The following is a 16916-nucleotide window of genomic DNA, read 5'->3' on the forward strand; positions in this document are numbered from 1 at the left end:
AGAGAGCAAGCGACATGGGTTGGTCAGCGTCCGACCTTCTTGCCGAAATTGCCGCGGCAGTCCGCTTTTTTTCCCGCCTTCCTGTGCCGAAAATCAATCGGTTGGACGATCCGCTGCGCCTGCCGGATTTCACCATTGCCGCGCGCGTCGTGCCTGTAGCGGGAGCGCTGATCGCGCTGCCTGGCGCCCTATTGCTGCTCGTATTGAGTTTCAGTGCCTTGCCGACGATGGCCACGGCGCTTTTTGCGATCCTCGTCACTTGCGCCATAACCGGAGCCCTGCATGAAGACGGACTGGCCGACGTGGCCGACGGGTTCTTCGGCGGGGCCACGAAGGAGCGGCGGCTTGAAATCATGAAGGACAGCCGAACAGGTGCCTTCGGCGCGCTGGCCCTTTCTTCAAGCCTTCTGCTATCGGCCATTCTTCTCGCTACGCTTGTCGACCGGTTCGGCCCTTTTACCGCGTCATTCGCCTTTCTTGCCGCCCACGCAGCGTCCCGCACGGCGATGGTCCATGTCTGGCACAAGCTGCCGCCCGCCCGCCCGGATGGACTCGCTCGCATTTGCGGCGCACCTTCGAGATATTCAGCGGGATGGGCAACGGCCATGGCGGCGGCAATCTCGCTGCCGCTTCTGTTCCTGGTTCCCTTTACCGGATTTCTTCTTGCCCTCCTTGGGCTGGTCGTCGCGACCCTTGGCATGGAGCGGCTGGCATTGAGCAAGATCGGCGGCCATACGGGCGACGTCTTGGGCGCGACGCAGCAAGTCGCCATGGCGCTGGCGCTGGCCGGCCTTTCGGCCGTTGCGTGAGAACAACAGCGCAGAGAGAATCGGTTCATGCCGACCCGATCCTGCTACGCGGGATAATTCAGCCGCCCGCAAGCGTGTTAACGTCATCCGTGGATAGCCGGTGAGTACGATAAATAACCGCCCGGCCGGTAACGTCATTCAGGTTGGGTCTGCGTTTGCGTTTCTCGGCAAGTTACTTCACTGACATCGTGCCGCCTTGCGGCCCGTTTTTCCGGGCATTGGCGATATGCCTTGCGATGCTCATGCTTGCGGCGTGTGGCGGCCGGCCAGGCCCGGGCTCGCTCGCGATCGCCACGACGAACGCACCAGGCGCGAGCGAGCATCTGCTTCTCGTTGCCACGACCCGCGAAAAGGACGAACGCCCCGGCACCTACTTCAATGGCGAGCGTTCCCAACAGTTGAACTACGCGGAAGCCGTCGTCTCCGTGCCGCCGACGCATCAGTCGGGCCAGATCGAGTGGCCCGCGCAAGCTCCTGGCGATCCCGCAAAGGACATGGTGCTCAAATCGGCCTCCTACCTTGACGGTGAAGAGGCTTTTCGCCGGGTGCTCAACGCTGAACTGGCCAAGCGAGAGCCTCAGGCTCGCGAAGTCGTCCTCTTCATACATGGATACAACACGCGGTTTCCGGAGGCGCTCTTTCGCTTTGCGCAATTTTATCACGACTCGTCGACCGACCGCGTTCCGGTACTCTTTACCTGGGCTTCGCGCGGCGAACTGAGTGACTACGTTTACGATACGAACAGTGCGACTGCCGCTCGCGACGGGCTTGAACGCACCATTCGCGATATCCTGGCAAGTGGCGCCAAGAGGGTCCACATCATGGCGCACTCCATGGGCAACTGGGTGCTGATGGAAACGATCCGGCAGATAAAGATATCGGGAAAGCCCGTGCCGCAGGAAAAGATCGGGTTGATCGTACTTGCCGCGCCCGATCTCGATATCGACGTATTCAAATCTCAGTTGAAGCGCGTCGGGCGGCCCGAACGGCCGTTCATAATTCTGTTGTCGAAAGACGATCGGGCGCTCAAGGCCTCCAGCATAATCGCAGGCGGCAAGGAGCGGGTCGGCCGTTACGAAGACGAGGAAGAATTGGCGGAACTCGGCGCGATCATCATCGACCTTACCAAGCTCGAAGGCCAGGATGCCGCCAATCACGCCAAGTTCGCGCAGGTAGCCGCCATCGCTCCGCAAATGCGAGATGCCCTCGTCACCACCGGCTTCGACCGAAGGTCCGAGGACCTGTCCACCCAAGCCAATGGACTTGGCCGTGGCATCGGGGAGATCGTGGGAACGACGGCGGGGATCGCCATAACGTTACCCGTGACGATATTGACGGCGCCGGTGAAGGTCTTGTCTGGTTCGCAATAGCCACCACTTCAACGGTAATATCACCCTTGCAGACCATATGACCGTGCCCGAAAGCCCCTGCATAAACATTTGCCAGATCGACCGGAAATCCGGCCTTTGCCTCGGCTGCTATCGCACGCTCGACGAGATTGCGGTGTGGAGCACGCTTTCGAAGGAGGATAGGCGGGCGATCATGGACGAGCTTGACGCCCGGCGTTCTTCATTGCCGGAGGCCGGCTGAAATGAACCCGAGAGCCTTCAGATCCTTTGTCCTGGCGATCCTGCTGGTGGTGATGCTGGGCGCCGTAGCCTATTACCTGCTTGGCGATACGAGCGATCCGGAGACACTCAGTTTCGACCGCAGCGGGCCGCGCATGGTGGCGCTGAGCGCGCTTCTCGCCGTCCTTCTGGTGTCGCTGTTCCACTCCGGCCCTCGCATACGCGAAGTCTTGCGCGCGCTGATCATCTGGGGCGGCCTCGGCCTTATTCTCGTGACGGGCTATACCTTCCGCCACGAGTTCGAGATCCTGGGCAGGCGGCTGATGGCGGCCCTTGTACCCGGCACCGCGATCGAGCAGACGGACGGCTCCGTCGTCGTGCTGCGCGACGGAGGCAGGCATTACCGCATTCGAGCCAGGGTGAACGGAGCCGAAGCGGTTTTCCTGGTCGATACGGGCGCTTCCGCCGTCACGCTCACGGCCGAGGATGCGCGCGCCGCAGGCTTTGACCTCGACCGCCTGAGCTACACGATTCCAGTTTCAACCGCGAACGGCAGGACGTTCGTGGCACCCGTCAAAATCGACGAACTCGACATCGGCACAATCCATCTCAACGATACGCGCGCTTACGTCAGCCGCGACGGCGCGCTTGAGGTAAGCCTCCTGGGCCTTTCCGCGCTCGACCGGCTTTCGAGCTGGCGAGTTGAGGGCAACAGGCTGATCCTGACCCCTTGAGGGCCGCGCGCGCTTTCGGATCAGCCCCAAAGGCTCCACGCAAACCGCGCCGCGACGGAAAGAAGAAACAGGCCGAAGGCGATTTCCATCGTGCGCCGCGAAAGCGCGTGCGCGATCTTTACGCCGAAGGGCGCGGCGAATGTCGTGATCGGGATGATGAGGGCGACGCCAAGAAGATTGACGTAGCCAGCGGAAAACGGCGGCAGCAGCGGATCGCCCCACCCTGCCCAGGCCAGGCCGATGACGCCGGGAACGGAGATCAACACCCCCGTACCCGAAGAGGTCGCGACCGCCTGATGAATAGGCCTGCCATAGAGTGTCATGAACGTATTGTTCATGACACCGCCGCCGATCCCCATAAGGGTCGAGAAGAAACCGATAAGCATGCCGCAGACGGCGCGGACCGGGTTGCCCGGAATATCGTCGCCGATCTTCCAACTGCTTCTGTTGAATATCATTTTCAGGCCAACGACCATCGCGATGACGGCGAATATGCCCTTGAGCTGATCGCCCGATACATAAGCCGCGACAAGACTTGCCAGAACCACGCCAAGGGGCACCGGCACGATCCAGCTTCGCCAGAGCGCCATGTCGACCGCACCGCGTTTCCTGTGGGCCAGAAACGATCGGATCGACGTCGGCACGATGATGCCGAGCGAAGTCGCGACCGAGATATGCATGCGCACGCTCTCGTCGATGCCGAGGACGGTGAGAAACTGGTAGAGAACCGGCACGAGCACGGCACCACCGCCGATGCCGAACATGCCGGCGAGCAGGCCCGCGATCGCGCCCGACGCGATCAGGGCGGCGACGAGGCCCGCAACCTCGCCGTTAAAGGTTGAAAGATCCATGAAAGCTCCCCGAGCGAGCCACCTTAGGCAGGAAAAACCGCATCAGGCTGCCGCGTTTTCTTCTTCCTGAAGCGGTGGCGCGGACTTGTCCAGCGCGTCCGCGCCGATTTCCGCCAGCGCAGCGTGGACGACTTCGAGCCCCGCACCGGGTCTCACCGCGTCGACGGTAAGGCGGCGGCGCCATGCCCGCGCACCCGGCACCCCATGGAAAAGCCCGAGGATATGCTTGGTCATGTTGGTAAGCCTGACGCCGGCCTCAAGCTTGTCGGCCATGTAGGGGAGGAAAGCTTCGATCGCCTCGCGACGGCGCAAGACCGGGGCCGGAAGCTCCTTTACCAGAGGGTCGACGCCGGCAAGCACCCACGGGTCGTGATAGGCGGCCCGGCCGAGCATAACGCCGTCCATATGCTCAAGGTGGGTCTTTGCCGACGCAAGATCGGCAATGCCGCCGTTGATGCCGATGAAAACACCCGGCAGCCGTGCTTTCAACCGGTAGACCCGATCATAGTCGAGCGGCGGAATATCGCGGTTTTCCTTGGGTGACAGCCCCTTCAGCCAGGCCTTGCGGGCGTGCACCCAGATGGCATCGGCCCCTGCGGAAACGGCCGCGTCGGCGACCTTGTCCAGCGCTTCTTCAGGATCCTGATCGTCGACGCCGATGCGGCATTTCAAGGTTATCGAAATATCCGAGGCGGCTTTCATCGACGAAATAAGTTCCCCGACCAGCTCCGGCTCGCGCATCAGGCAGGCGCCGAAGCGACCGGACTGAACCCTGTCCGACGGACAGCCGACATTCAGATTGACCTCGTCATAGCCGAAGTCACGAACGATCTTCGAAGCCTCCCCCAGTTCCGCCGGATCCGATCCGCCGAGCTGGCAGGCGATCGGATGCTCCGCCGTCGAATACCCAAGCAGCTTCTCGCGATCGCCGTGAATGACGGCGGCCGCGGCGACCATTTCCGTGTAGAGAAGCGCATGGCGGCTCAACTGCCGATGAAAAACACGGCAATGCCTGTCCGTCCACTCCATCATGGGTGCGACGGCGAAGATCTTCTCGTTATTCTCCAGGGCCTTACGATACATGGCTTCCAGATTGATTCATCCGCTCGGCAATCCGTTCGGACAGGAGCGCACACCTTCCACGATTTTGAGGGAGCCATACACGGATTTCGAACGACTTTCAAAGGCCGCCGCATACCCCTAGGGCAGAAACCCGCTTCCGGTTAAACTAAGGCTCCGGAAAACTTCAAAAGAGCTATAAATTGTTGTTTATTTGATTTTTGATTATAAACTAGCAGTTAGCGACTGATAACAGAAAGTCGTGAGAGGATTAGTAATGCGTATCTTTGTCCGCTCGCCTTCGATTGCGAATGCACTCCTTGTTGTTTTATCCTTATGCCTATCCATTGCTGCCGCTGAAATATTTATCAGATATATCATCGTTGGCGAACCAAGAATTTTCGAAGTCTCCAGACAACTTGGCTGGGACTTACAAAATAATCTCGCAGTTTCCAGAAAAAAACCAACTCGCAATTGGGACGTGTTCACAAATGAAGTTGGTTATCGCATCGATTCGAACAGCAATCGGCAAATTCGTTGTGAGGGTAAGGAGATCGTTTTATTGGGTGACTCATTTGCATTCGGAGAAGGCGTAAATATTGAAGAGCGTTTCGACTACATCAGCGCCAACCTTAAGAATCACTCGCTTAATTTTGGGGTTATGGGATATTCTCCGTTGCAGTCTTTCTTGAAGTTCGACGCTTTTAGAAACAATAAGAAGTGCACTGGATTACGGCATCAGATCGTACTGAGTTCGCCCAATGACGTGATCGATAGTCAGAAACACCTGAACCACTACCGTTACAAACCTTACCTTTATGACGACAAAATAATTTATCTCAACAATCTTGAAGTATTACATGGACATTTAAGAGATAATTCTTATCTATACTATCTTTTTGCAAGATCTATTTCTCTCTCTGATAGCATCCACGGCGATGATCAGGACACGAAGAAGGTTATCAAGGAATTCGATTTTATATCTAAACACTCTCACGGCGCGGAGACTACGTTCATATTTCAAGGCTATCCTGAGAAATTGAAAAAAATCCTAGAACTTTCAGAAATTTGCGCGAATAATGACTGTATTTTCTACGATATCAACCCTCAAAAAGACCCGCAATATTTCTTGAAGAGCGATAGCCACTGGAACGCGAAGGGGCACAGGGCATTTTCAGCCTTTTTCGACAAAAGTGTCGCTGGTCATTCGATTGTATCGCAGCGCTAATGCGCTTTCCTGAAGCCGGCTCCGTTTTCTCAAGCACTGCTCTTTGACGACGGAAAATTGAAGATAGAAATCCATCTTTGCTATTCGATTATTTGGTGAATAAGAATTTGTTGCAACTCACTGACCTGCTCCCCTGAACGATCCTCGTTTTTGGGTTAGCCTGTTCTTTAATTGAGGAGATGGGCGATGAAGCGATCACGTTTCCCGCAAGTACAGATATCGGCATTTTGAACGAGCATCGGGCGGGGATGTCGTCTGCCATTCTGTGTCGCAAGTACGGCATCGCGGATGCCACGTTCTGTACCTGGCGCAAGAAGTATAGCGGCATGGAACTGTCGGATGCCAAGCGGCTGAACGCGCTTGAGGACGAAAACGCGCAGCTGAAGTAGCTGCTGGCGGAGTCGATGATGGACGTGTCGACGCTCCGCGAGATGTTCGGGATGGCAGCAGGAACGGGGTGTCAAATGGCACTATATCGCCCCGGCAAACCCATGCAGAACGGCTTCGTGGAAAGCTTCAATGGACGGCCGAGGGACGAATGCCTCGACTAGCATCTGTTCCGCAGCTACCGCCACGCCCGAGAAATCATCGAGAACCGGAGGACCGACTACAATCTCAACCGGCCGCATAGCAGCCTCGACGAGATGATCCCGAACGAATTTGCAACCCGTTCCAATGAAGATCACACCTCGAAAGAGCTAACTCGCAATCGCGGACAATCTGGGGAGCAGGTCAGAGATCATCATCAAGCGGGCAAGAAGTGATTTGCGGATCGAATGAATCCCAATTCCCCAAAACCTTTACGCTCGAATCCGCCTTAGATTGTGGGATCAAGCATAGTGCTTCATCAGAAAATCGGCAGGTGACCATTCATGACGAGCGGCGTAACTCCCAGCGCCGAACTCTTGACTGAATAGAGCCTGTCGCTGTCTACACCGCAGCTTGACACGATCCTCCGAAAGGCCCGAGTTGCAAAGAAAACGCAATTTGCCGAACTGACGACTTCCCTGATCCGATCCTTATCGTTGAAGTCAATATAGACAACTCCGGGAATCGTTCTCGGTAGCGTCTCCACGACGGGATCAAGTATCTGATCGACCGATTCGGGTTCAATATCGTGCAGGACCAATGCAATCTGGCCGAATTGACTGGCCTGGTAAATGGCCCTTATCAAGCCGGTCGGAGCGCCCTGGCCATTTGACGCAATCTCGATGACATCATTTATCTTCATACCCCCCTCCATCTTGGAGAGCGTCTCTATGTCTCAGCTAGGCGTTTCAATGCCTGACCTCCTGCTCGCTTCCACCCCCTGACAAATCTAGTAGCCCAGTAAGATCACAGCCATTCCAACAGCATCCGGCCCGATCAAGAAGACGGTGCGGTGCCCGGCTTCAGTCGAGTTCGAACTCCTCTTTGTAGTCCTTCTTCAAGTGCGCGGGCTGATCCTCCTTGCGCATCACGCAATTGCCGACCACAAGGCGTTCGATTTCCGTGCCCATGAAGCAGTGAAAGGCATCCTCCGGCGTACACACGATCGGTTCGCCGCGAACGTTGAAACTGGTATTCACCAGGACCGGACAGTCCGTGCGCGACTTGAATTCCGTCAAAAGCTTCCAGTAGCGCGGATTGGTTTCCTTATGGACCGTCTGAACGCGCGCCGAATAATCGACATGCGTGATCGCCGGAACTTCCGAACGCGGGACGTTCAGAAGATCGATGCCGAAGAGTTCCTTCTCATCCTGGTTCGGGGTATATCGCCGGCGCTCCAGCACCTCCGCGACCAGGAGCATATACGGACTGTCAGTATCGAGATCGAACCAGTCGGAGACATCCTCGCGACGCACCGACGGCGCGAACGGGCGAAAGCTCTCGCGATATTTCACCTTGAGGTTCAGCGTTTTTTGCATTGTCGGCGATCGCGGATCGCCCAGGATGGACCGCCCGCCAAGGGCGCGGGGGCCGAATTCCATCCGCCCCTGCATCCAGCCGACGGCCTTTTCTTCCGCCAGCGCATCGGCCGTGGTGGAGATCATGTCATCGTCTGACAGGACATCGAATACGGCACCCGCATTGGATAGGCGCTTCTCGATCTCACTCTGCTCGAAGGCGGGACCGAGGTAGGAGCCTTCCATGAAGTCCTTGCCGTTGGTCTTGCGCTCTTCACCCAGATACTGATGCCAGACGGCGAGCGCTGCACCCAGCGCCCCGCCCGCGTCGCCTGCGGCCGGTTGGATCCAGATGTCATCGAAGACGCCTTCCTTCAGAAGCTTGCCGTTCGCAACGCAGTTGAGCGCAACACCCCCGGCGAGGCAAAGTTGGCGTTCGCCGGTCACCTCGCGAGCGAACCTCGCGAGCCTGGATACGGCCTCTTCCGTGACAAGCTGTACCGAAGCCGCAAGATCCATCTCGCGCTGTGTCAACGGCGTTTCGGGCTTGCGCGGTTCGCCATCGAACAGCTCATGAAAGGCCGAAGATGTCATCGTCAATCCGGTACAGTAATTAAAATACTTCTGATCCAGACGGAACGAACCGTCGTCCTTCAAATCCATGATATTGTCGAGAATCTTCTGCGCATAGACGGGTTTTCCGTAAGGCGCCAGACCCATTACCTTATATTCCCCGGAATTTACCTTAAATCCGGTGTAGTAGGTGAAGGCCGAATACAGAAGACCAAGCGAATGCGGGAAGCGTATTTCCTTAAGAATATCCAGCTGGTTTTCGCGGCCGTGGCCGAGCGACGTGGTGCACCATTCGCCCACGCCATCCATGGTCAGAACAGCCGCGCTTTTGAAGGGTGAGGCGAAAAAGGCGCTCGCCGCGTGCGACTGATGATGTTCCGTGAAAAGCAACGAGCCTTCCCACGACTTCACGCCATCAATTTCGCCAAGCTTCTTCCTGAGCATTCCTTTTTGAAAGAGCTTCTCCTTCACCCATACAGGGATTGCTGTCCGAAAGGAACGGAATCCTCGCGGAACGGTCGCCAGATAGGTTTCCAGAAGACGCTCGAATTTCAAAATCGGCTTGTCGTAAAAAACAACGTGGTCGATATCCGCCATCCGACACCCTGCTTCCTCGAGGCAGTAAGCGACGGCATTCGACGGAAACGACGGATCGTGCTTCTTGCGTGTAAAACGCTCTTCTTGCGCGGCGGCGACGATCTGGCCGTCGCGCACAAGCGCGGCGGCACTGTCGTGATAGAAAGCTGAAATGCCAAGGATCAGCATAGAGCCTCCGTCAAAACAGGGTGTAGATGAACGGGGCAACAGCAGTACCTTGCGTCAGAACGATTAGGGTACCGAAGATCCCGAGCATGATCAGGATGGGCAGTAGCCAGAATTTCTTCCGGGAACTCATGTAAACCCAAAGCTCACGCACCAATTCCATTTCCGCCTCCCAAGGCCAAATGCGTTGCGGTTTGCCGCAAACCTGGTGTTACGTTCGATGCATGTTTTCTAGAACTGATTTTGCATCGAAGATGATTCCTCTGGCTCTTCCGAACGGGAAATCCAGTAGCTGTGGCTCTTTTTGTCGATAGACGATGCCAACGGGTCATGCCCTTTGGCACGCATGATGAGACCGATAGGAAGGAATGTCGTGATGTAAATCAGGAACATTATAATTGGATTTACGATCATAAAAAGCAAAAGACCCAATTTATACCAAAGCTTGTTTGGTATTTCCAAAATATCTGGATAAACAAAAGCTGCGATAACAAGTACAAGCCCGATCGCGCCAAGCACGGTCAACACGGCGCCCGGTTCGCCGACCCACGCCCATCTTACAAGCGCCAAGGCGACGAGAATTCCACCAACCGTGTATCCAAAGGCTCGATTGTTCGGGCCTTTGGGTTTTTCGTCAATAATGACTTCATGTGTCATATTCGCCCCCTCACGACAGGCTCGAATGCCGCGCGGACAGATTGCCTGAACTCCAGACCTGGAGGCGGCACACACCACGATCGCGGTCCTGGTTGTTGATAGCGTCGGCTGCGAGACAAAATCCGGGAGGGAAACTTTCTCTCGATCAGCCTGCCTGTTTGCCCCGTCCCTTCGGGAAAGCGAGCATGAACACCCAGCCCCTGCTCATGACTGCAAGGAACCTCCAGCGACATTCGCGCCGGCAAGGTGTTCGCTGATAGAAGCTCTATCTCTAAGTTTTCAGGGAGTTGGAACGCGAATTCGAGCGCCGCTTCGCGCTTGCAATACGGAGCATGTTCCACTTTGGTTTGTCGCGCAGAATACATTGCGCCCGGAACGCTGACAGGTACCGATCCGCAGCCGACATTTCGGCCACTACGCATACGCCTACAGTACATACCCATCTCCGCTTGATACTAGTTACATATCACCGAAAAGTTCTTCCAACTCCGTGACATGTATACTTACGAAAGATGCAAACTCGGGTTGTGAACCCTAAATCGCAGTTCCTGCCAGCTCCTGTATTTTCACAAAAAAAATGATAGCGACGTTTCGTTTGCATGACAAGCTCTGCGAAAACTCTACCATTTGTATTTTCATAATGTTAGGTAATAACTATGGGATTTCCTCTTATACTTAATCCTGACAAAATACTCTCTACGTAAGGTTTATCGGTAAGGATTCGCCTCGGGTCCTGCCGCGCGATTTAGGCTAAGCTTTCAATCTTGAATTTCCAGAGCATATCCCGCGAAATCCGGATCGGATTTCACGGTCAGGATATGCTCAAGATATTGATTCTGAAGCGAACTCTAGTCACGAGAGCGATTCCGCATTCGTGGAAATGCGCTCTAGGTAACGGACTCATAAGATTAATGAAAATGGCACATGAAACGGCAAAAAATTGCACGGGGAGGGGCGCGGGGCGGGTTGGGCGCCCGGTCAAGCCTTTCGACGAAGCAGGTCGAAGCCGTTTCGGTGTCCACGGTGCAACCTGCGCCCGGTCGGGCGCAGGCGAGTTGTTCCGCAAGAAATCGGCGATCGACATGTCGAACCGAAATCGGGACGATTTCGGTTCGGTTGATCTTGGGATATGGCCGATTTGGCTGGTCCTCGAATAAATCGCCGGCAGGCGATAATTGTAGCGAGGACCATTTTCCCTGTATTTTATGCGAATTAATGAAAAATCCTGAACTCACTTGCCTTACGCTAAGATACATTAGAATATACAGGTAAATGCAAAAGGAGAGTGACATTCAAGGTAAAGCTTGATCTCCGGATGCATTCTGCCGACGACGCGGCAGGCGGCAGTCGCTGCCTCGCGGATACGAGTAAGCCGAAGCGAATAAATACGCAAAATCAGACGGCTGAATCGAATTCGGAATGCCAGGCATCTTGAGTACGGCACGTGTCATAGCGCGCCGGTTTGTATAAAGGGCGGGCAGATGAGCAACAAAATCGCACAGGCCTTCAAAGTCACTTTTGCCAATATTTTCATTCTTCTGGCGCTTATTACACTTGGAAACATTTTCGCTGTTATTTTCATAAATCAATATAATGCAAGCAAAACAAAACAATATGCCAATTCTCACTTGTTTCCCAACTATGAGGGGATCGACTGGGCGCGCAAGCATTTTGAGGAATACGACAATCTGACAAAGGGTTACTTCGCCTCTTTCGTCGGCTGGCGCCGGCCCGAATATTCTGGCGAAACGATAAATATCGACGAGAATGGTTTAAGGCGCACCGTGGGCCTCGACGATGCCGAGCCAAACCAGACAATTGCCCTTTACGGCGGTTCCACAATGTGGGGAACCGGCGCGAACGATGAAACAACGATCCCTTCATACGTGGCGCAGAAAAGCCCGAACCTCAAAGCCTATAACTTTGGCGAGACCGGCTACATCTCCCACCAGAGCTTCAACCGCTTTTTCGAAAGTTACTCTACGGGCTTCCGCCCCGATATTGTCGTGTTTTACGACGGGGTCAACGACGTATGGAACCGCTGCAGGCGGGAGCATGGTTCATATTCTCACGCCCGCGAACAAGAAATCCGCACATTTCTTGCAAACCGCAAGGAAGCTTCGCTCCTGGACGTCGTAGGGCCGATGAACGATCTCGCCGGACGGGTCAAACGCACACTTGCGTCTCGAAAGCGGGTTGCGGAAGGTCCTTACGACTGTAAGGAAAGTCCCGAAAAGGCCGAACGGGTCGCGCGCAACCTTCTCTACGACTGGAGGCTTATGAAAGATCTCGTCGAGGGATATGGCGGCCGATTTATCGCCATCCTCCAGCCGCATGCCTACATAAGCAAATCGCGGATCGACCATTTGTCGCTCGACCCCCGCCTTGGAGAGGAATATGCCGCGGTCTATCCGCAGGTGGTCAACCTGATGAAGGAGGAATTTCCAGACCTTCAGGAAAATTTCCTCGACTTGAGAACCGCACTCGACGATGTGGACGAGGCATTTTATATCGACTGGTGCCATCTCTCGCCTAACGGTAACGAGATCATAGCGTCGTACATTGTAGGTCGTCTGAATCAGGGCGATTCTTCAAAGTCAACGAAATTACTGACCCCCTTCGTGATCGGCAACGGTAATTGACATGCTGCAGCGCCTGAAGAAGTTTGTGGCGGCAGCCTATATCAATAGCCGGCCGGATCACTATGAAGTCCCCTTCGCGGGGAATGTCGCCGCCTTTCTGGCTGACCGTCCATACCCGAAAACATGGTATTTCCGAAATCGCCTTCGAAGAGCAATCCACGGATATCATGAGCCGGCCATGACGTTCCTCCTGGAACGGCTTTCCGAGAGCAAGCATTCATTGCTCGATATTGGCTCTCATCTCGGCTATTTTTCTGTGCTCTTCGCTTCTGTTCCCGATCATGAAGCAACCGCCATCGAACTGGACCCTTCCAATTTTCGTGAGTTGGAGCGGTGCTTCAATTGGCAGGCGGAACCGGTCAGGGGCCAACTTCACGCTGTCAACTTGGGCATTTCGGACGTTCAAGGCACGTTAAATCTACCCCAAAATAGGCCGCATAATGCATCGCATCACATCAATTCCGCCTTTAAAGGAGAGACGGAATTGATGGCGGTAGAGCTGACGACAATCGATGACTTCGTCAGCAGGATGTCACGCCCGCCCGATGTCGTGAAGATTGATGTGGAAGGTTTCGAGGTGCCCGCTCTGCGCGGGGCGTCCAGGCTTCTTGCTGAAAACAAACCGGTGCTTCTCATCGAAGTCCATCCCCCGCAAATAAGAGAACTGGGTGAAGATGTTCACGACGTGATTTCAATAACGAAAGCGACCGGATACGAGCATTTCCAGTTTCATGAGCATCGAGGCCTGCAAGGCTCTTCGCTAACACAAACCGTTGAGATCGAAGGCAATGCCAATCGTGACGTGATTTGCATTCACAAAGACGACGAAGCCGGGCTTAAGGCCGTTGAGAACATGCTGGGCTGACAAGAGGGAAAAGGCTTAAATTCCCTCGGCGTCTGCGCAAACCGACCGACGGGACCTCCTCGATTTTGCCGTCAGTTTCCGTCAATCGCGGTCTGCACCGCCTCGCGCCAAAGCTCATTTATGCGATCGGGCGCGAATTTCGCGGCGGACCGTGCAGCCGATTGAGCAAGCCGAACACGAAGCGTTTTGTCTCCCATCAGTTTCGCCAGCGCATCGGCCAGCGCATCGACATCCAGTGGCGGAACCAGCAATCCGTCGACACCGTCCGTTACCATGTCGCTCGGCCCCCATTCGCAGTTGAAGGAGACAACCGGCAACCCGGCGGCCATCGCCTCGAGCAACACGATTCCCCAGCCTTCATAGCGCGATGAAAGAACGAAGATATCGGCGGTTTCTATCCAGATGGTCGGGCGCTCGGTAACGCCTGGCATCCGAACCCGCTCTCCAAGGCCGAGTTCGTCGCGCCGCGCCTCCAATTCCGATCGTAAAGGCCCCTCCCCCCAGATCGTAAGCGTCCAATCAGGAAATGAACGCGCAACCTTCGAAAACGCCTCCAGCAGCAGGTCAAATCCCTTCTGATCCACCAGCCGGCCTACAGCAATCAGATTATTGTTGCCGCGCTGCGGCGACCACTCTCCCGGCAATCGAACCGGATTGGGGATCACCCAAGATCGCTTGCGCATGTAGAGCGGGAAGAAACGCCTGGCACCTTCCGTCATCGTCACGAGGCCGAAGGCATGAGGGTAGGCCTTCGTGCGAGCCCAGTCCCAAACCGCATTGAAACGTTGCGCCTCCGGATTGTTGCGTTCCGAAACTATCACTGGGATGCCGAGCCCCGCGGCAGCCGTAATGGATACGACGTTTATCTTGGTCAGAAAGCTTACGACAACATCCGGACGGATCTGCTTGAGCGCGCTCCTTAGCGCCCTTATGCGTCTAGCTACCTGCCATGCTGAAATGACCCGCGGTTTCGGGGCAGCGCGGACGTCAAGCTGCACCAACTTGACCCTTTTATCGATCGGATAGTATGGCTCGGTACCGGGCGGCTCGAATGTCACGATTGAAACATCGCCGCCGATTGACGCCCAATGATTTGCAAGGCCTGAGACAATACGTTCGCTTCCGCCGGCAATGAGACCAGGCAGCACAAACACTACTTTCCCGTAGGGCGGGAGTTCCGCCTCTTGTTCGCTCCGCCCCGGCAAAGTGTCTGTTTCAGGCTCCACCGTTAATTCCCCCACGCTCTCTCGGCTCGGATTCGCCGTGCATCCTTGCGGATCCGATAGGATGTCTGGAGCGCTTTCCACGAAAGCAGGATCGCTTTCGCGACAAGAATTCGCTCCAGAATCAATATCTTGAGCATATGTCGCGAAATCCGATCCGGATTTCGCGACATATGCTCGAGGTTAATCTAAAGGCGCGAACCGAGATTACCAGCCAGCAGGTTTAACAACGTGCCGACCGGTCCAGCTTGGCTTCTGTTGCATAGTCGAGCCAAACTTACCTCGTTCTTCGTTCGAGTTTCTTGTCGCATCTGTAGCACGTTCATCACGAAGGTTATGCTATATAAAAAATTATAGTATTACAAAATACAACAAACAACTTTTTTATATATATATTTAAAAATTGGATTTTCACGCTTTTCAATATAACTCAAAATTCTTTTTTCGTGAAAACATCTATTTTAATTAATTCCAAGGACTCATGAAAAATGGGGATTTTATTTGTCACAAAAAGGCCTATATTTTTGATTCTAATAAGTTTGCAATTATTATACTATTAATTTAGATCAGAGCGAGCCGGTGAGGTGTATCCATGGCCTCGAACCTGAAATTGTTTGCGACAACCCTTCTTGCATTAGGAGCTCTGGGATTTCCCTCGGGGAACGCAAACTCAGGAACTTCGAATGCAGCCTTTCCCGGCGCAGTTGGGTTCGGACGTCATGCCGTAGGATGGCGCGGAGGCGAGATCGTTCAGGTAACCAACTTGAGAGACTCCGGCCCCGGCTCACTGAGAGCATGCGCGCAGCATGAGGGCAAGCCACGCGTCTGCGTCTTCACCATCGGCGGCACTATCAACGTCGACAAATCGATTTTGGTCGCCTCGAATACTTACATCGCCGGCCAAACCGCTCCCGGACAGGGCGTTCAGATCCGTATCGGTAAAGCTCAAGGCACTCCCTTATTGATCTTAAAGTCGCAAGACGTTCTGGTCCGGTACATTAAATTGCGGCCGGGCCCCAGCCCTCTCCCATCCACAAGCGTGGACGGCGTTATGATCGGTAGCAGCAACGACATCTATCTCGACCATCTCTCTGTCGAATTTGCGACCGATGAGAATGTCAGCGTTACGACCAAGTATCGGCCGACCGTCGACATTACCATTGCTAACAGTATTGTCGGCTGGGGGCTCGACCGGGCGAACCACAAGAAGGGAAAGCACTCCAAGGGTGCGCTTTTGTGCACGAAGGACGGAAAGAATGCCAAATGCGGCCGTCTTTCGCTCGTCGGAAACCTGTTCGCGCACAATAGAGATCGAAACCCGGATATCGCCTCGACCCCGTCCGGACCGATAGAAATAGTCAATAACGTCTTTTACAACCCCACCAGTCAATTTGGGGAGTTCTACAACCATTACGGTGAAACGGTGGTTAACTACGTCGGCAACATAGCATTGCCAGGGCCGAGTACGCGTTCCTCAAGGAGGCCAAATGCGTTTGACGCCTATCCGAAGAACCCCGATTACCGAATAAGCATTTTTGCCGAAGACAATATCAATCTTGATCGCCAGCGTGGCGGAGGATGCAACTATGATCAAAGATTGCCGGTCGTAGGCGATCGGACACAACCTTTTCTGATCGACGCCCCGGTTTTCCCACTTACGGTAAAACCCGAACCTGCTTCGGAAACATTGGAAAATGTACTCAGCAATGTCGGTGCCCGCACCGGCCCGGCGCGAAAGCTTGATGCCCTTGACCAAAAACTGATTGACGAAGTGCGCAACTGCCACGGATCTCGCGTCGATTCGCCTGCGGAAGCGGGAGGATGGCCAGAACTTCCTACCATCGAAGCTTCTGCCGATGGAGATAAAGACGGAATGCCCGACGACTGGGAGCGTACAATACCGGGGCTTGACCCCGAAGACCCCGGCGATGCCTGGTCAGATCGAGATGGCGATGGTTGGTCGAATATTGAGGAGTACCTGAGCTATTTGGCCGGCGATTTCAAAAACAGCTCCAAATAAGAGATGCCGCCGGGCACATGCCAAGAACGGGACGTAAAC

At 54.9% G+C, this 16916-nt stretch carries 15 protein-coding genes and 2 pseudogenes; 10 read left to right on the forward strand and 7 right to left on the reverse strand.

All coding sequences use genetic code 11. The annotated features are described in order from the left end of the window. Window positions 1–14: 14 nt before the first annotated feature. The 4 genes from cobS (at window position 15) to GR183_RS21085 (ending at window position 3111) form a co-directional block, all read left to right on the forward strand. Entirely contained in the window at window positions 15–809 is a 795-nt protein-coding gene (gene cobS, locus GR183_RS21070; RefSeq protein ID WP_160777651.1) for an adenosylcobinamide-GDP ribazoletransferase, read from the forward strand. 236 nt (window positions 810–1045) lie between these two features. Next, window positions 1046–2179 carry an alpha/beta hydrolase gene (locus GR183_RS21075; protein WP_160777652.1) on the forward strand — a complete coding sequence of 378 codons (1134 nt, stop codon included), beginning with the start codon at window positions 1046–1048 and terminating at the stop codon, window positions 2177–2179. A gap of 37 nt (window positions 2180–2216) precedes the next feature. Further along, window positions 2217–2399, forward strand: a complete 183-nt coding sequence (locus tag GR183_RS21080) for a DUF1289 domain-containing protein (protein WP_160777653.1) — start codon at window positions 2217–2219, stop codon at window positions 2397–2399. Window position 2400: 1 nt separating this feature from the next. Further along, entirely contained in the window at window positions 2401–3111 is a 711-nt protein-coding gene (locus GR183_RS21085) for a retropepsin-like aspartic protease family protein (protein ID WP_160777654.1), read from the forward strand. Window positions 3112–3131: 20 nt separating this feature from the next. Here the strand turns inward: GR183_RS21085 and GR183_RS21090 are convergent, their stop codons facing one another. Together GR183_RS21090 and dusA are read right to left on the reverse strand one after the other, a co-directional pair. Further along, window positions 3132–3962 carry a sulfite exporter TauE/SafE family protein gene (locus tag GR183_RS21090; RefSeq protein ID WP_160777655.1) on the reverse strand — a complete coding sequence of 277 codons (831 nt, stop codon included), beginning with the start codon at window positions 3960–3962 and terminating at the stop codon, window positions 3132–3134. A gap of 42 nt (window positions 3963–4004) precedes the next feature. Beyond that, window positions 4005–5045 (reverse strand): tRNA dihydrouridine(20/20a) synthase DusA, encoded by a 1041-nt coding sequence (dusA, locus tag GR183_RS21095; protein ID WP_160777656.1) that lies wholly within the window; start codon window positions 5043–5045, stop codon window positions 4005–4007. Window positions 5046–5298: 253 nt separating this feature from the next. Between dusA and GR183_RS21100 the strand changes: the two genes are divergently transcribed. The 3 genes and pseudogenes from GR183_RS21100 to GR183_RS22385 form a co-directional block, all read left to right on the forward strand. Beyond that, entirely contained in the window at window positions 5299–6249 is a 951-nt protein-coding gene (locus tag GR183_RS21100; RefSeq protein WP_160777657.1) for a hypothetical protein, read from the forward strand. Between the two features lie 186 nt (window positions 6250–6435). Continuing rightward, a pseudogene (locus GR183_RS22380) lies at window positions 6436–6635 on the forward strand (transposase); the annotation flags it as partial. 55 nt (window positions 6636–6690) lie between these two features. Then, a pseudogene (locus GR183_RS22385) lies at window positions 6691–7013 on the forward strand (integrase core domain-containing protein); the annotation flags it as partial. A gap of 83 nt (window positions 7014–7096) precedes the next feature. On the opposite strand, the gene GR183_RS21110 reads toward GR183_RS22385, so the two are convergent. The 4 genes from GR183_RS21110 to GR183_RS21120 form a co-directional block, all read right to left on the reverse strand. Beyond that, on the reverse strand, window positions 7097–7480 hold the full coding sequence (locus GR183_RS21110) for a hypothetical protein (RefSeq protein WP_160777658.1): 384 nt from the start codon (window positions 7478–7480) through the stop codon (window positions 7097–7099). Window positions 7481–7640: 160 nt separating this feature from the next. Continuing rightward, the gene (locus GR183_RS21115) at window positions 7641–9473 is read right to left on the reverse strand and encodes a carbamoyltransferase family protein (protein ID WP_160777659.1); all 1833 of its coding nucleotides are present in this window, start codon (window positions 9471–9473) and stop codon (window positions 7641–7643) included. A 10-nt stretch (window positions 9474–9483) separates the two neighbouring features. After that, window positions 9484–9633 (reverse strand): DUF5989 family protein, encoded by a 150-nt coding sequence (locus tag GR183_RS21725; protein WP_202396224.1) that lies wholly within the window; start codon window positions 9631–9633, stop codon window positions 9484–9486. A 68-nt stretch (window positions 9634–9701) separates the two neighbouring features. Continuing rightward, complete coding sequence (locus tag GR183_RS21120; RefSeq protein WP_160777660.1) at window positions 9702–10127, reverse strand: SxtJ family membrane protein; 426 nt, start codon at window positions 10125–10127, stop codon at window positions 9702–9704. Between the two features lie 1481 nt (window positions 10128–11608). On the opposite strand from GR183_RS21120, the gene GR183_RS21125 reads away from it, so the two are divergent. Together GR183_RS21125 and GR183_RS21130 are read left to right on the forward strand one after the other, a co-directional pair. Further along, a complete protein-coding gene (locus GR183_RS21125; RefSeq protein WP_160777661.1) occupies window positions 11609–12769 on the forward strand; it encodes an SGNH/GDSL hydrolase family protein in 1161 nt (386 codons plus the stop codon). Between the two features lies 1 nt (window position 12770). Beyond that, window positions 12771–13634 carry an FkbM family methyltransferase gene (locus GR183_RS21130; RefSeq protein WP_160777662.1) on the forward strand — a complete coding sequence of 288 codons (864 nt, stop codon included), beginning with the start codon at window positions 12771–12773 and terminating at the stop codon, window positions 13632–13634. A 71-nt stretch (window positions 13635–13705) separates the two neighbouring features. Here the strand turns inward: GR183_RS21130 and GR183_RS21135 are convergent, their stop codons facing one another. Further along, window positions 13706–14941, reverse strand: coding sequence for a glycosyltransferase family 4 protein (locus GR183_RS21135; protein ID WP_312846873.1), 1236 nt, complete (start codon window positions 14939–14941; stop codon window positions 13706–13708). A 508-nt stretch (window positions 14942–15449) separates the two neighbouring features. On the opposite strand from GR183_RS21135, the gene GR183_RS21140 reads away from it, so the two are divergent. Beyond that, window positions 15450–16877: a pectate lyase family protein gene (locus GR183_RS21140; RefSeq protein ID WP_160777664.1), complete on the forward strand. Its 1428-nt coding sequence runs from the start codon at window positions 15450–15452 to the stop codon at window positions 16875–16877. Window positions 16878–16916: the final 39 nt, after the last annotated feature.

The sequence above is a fragment of the Stappia sediminis genome, from assembly GCF_009826895.1.
GTDB lineage: Bacteria > Pseudomonadota > Alphaproteobacteria > Rhizobiales > Stappiaceae > Hongsoonwoonella > Hongsoonwoonella sediminis.

Excerpts from the sequence above, each read along its gene's own strand:
- GR183_RS21115 (WP_160777659.1), bottom strand. The coding sequence starts at position 9,473 with ATGCTGATCCTTGGCATTTCAGCTTTCTATCACGACAGTGCCGCCGCG.
- GR183_RS21125 (WP_160777661.1), top strand. The coding sequence starts at position 11,609 with ATGAGCAACAAAATCGCACAGGCCTTCAAAGTCACTTTTGCCAATATT.
- GR183_RS21080 (WP_160777653.1), top strand. The coding sequence starts at position 2,217 with ATGACCGTGCCCGAAAGCCCCTGCATAAACATTTGCCAGATCGACCGG.
- dusA (WP_160777656.1), bottom strand. The coding sequence starts at position 5,045 with ATGTATCGTAAGGCCCTGGAGAATAACGAGAAGATCTTCGCCGTCGCA.
- GR183_RS21100 (WP_160777657.1), top strand. The coding sequence starts at position 5,299 with ATGCGTATCTTTGTCCGCTCGCCTTCGATTGCGAATGCACTCCTTGTT.
- GR183_RS21075 (WP_160777652.1), top strand. The coding sequence starts at position 1,046 with ATGCTCATGCTTGCGGCGTGTGGCGGCCGGCCAGGCCCGGGCTCGCTC.
- GR183_RS21110 (WP_160777658.1), bottom strand. The coding sequence starts at position 7,480 with ATGAAGATAAATGATGTCATCGAGATTGCGTCAAATGGCCAGGGCGCT.
- GR183_RS21090 (WP_160777655.1), bottom strand. The coding sequence starts at position 3,962 with ATGGATCTTTCAACCTTTAACGGCGAGGTTGCGGGCCTCGTCGCCGCC.
- GR183_RS21085 (WP_160777654.1), top strand. The coding sequence starts at position 2,401 with ATGAACCCGAGAGCCTTCAGATCCTTTGTCCTGGCGATCCTGCTGGTG.
- GR183_RS21120 (WP_160777660.1), bottom strand. The coding sequence starts at position 10,127 with ATGACACATGAAGTCATTATTGACGAAAAACCCAAAGGCCCGAACAAT.
- cobS (WP_160777651.1), top strand. The coding sequence starts at position 15 with ATGGGTTGGTCAGCGTCCGACCTTCTTGCCGAAATTGCCGCGGCAGTC.
- GR183_RS21130 (WP_160777662.1), top strand. The coding sequence starts at position 12,771 with ATGCTGCAGCGCCTGAAGAAGTTTGTGGCGGCAGCCTATATCAATAGC.
- GR183_RS21725 (WP_202396224.1), bottom strand. The coding sequence starts at position 9,633 with ATGGAATTGGTGCGTGAGCTTTGGGTTTACATGAGTTCCCGGAAGAAA.
- GR183_RS21140 (WP_160777664.1), top strand. The coding sequence starts at position 15,450 with ATGGCCTCGAACCTGAAATTGTTTGCGACAACCCTTCTTGCATTAGGA.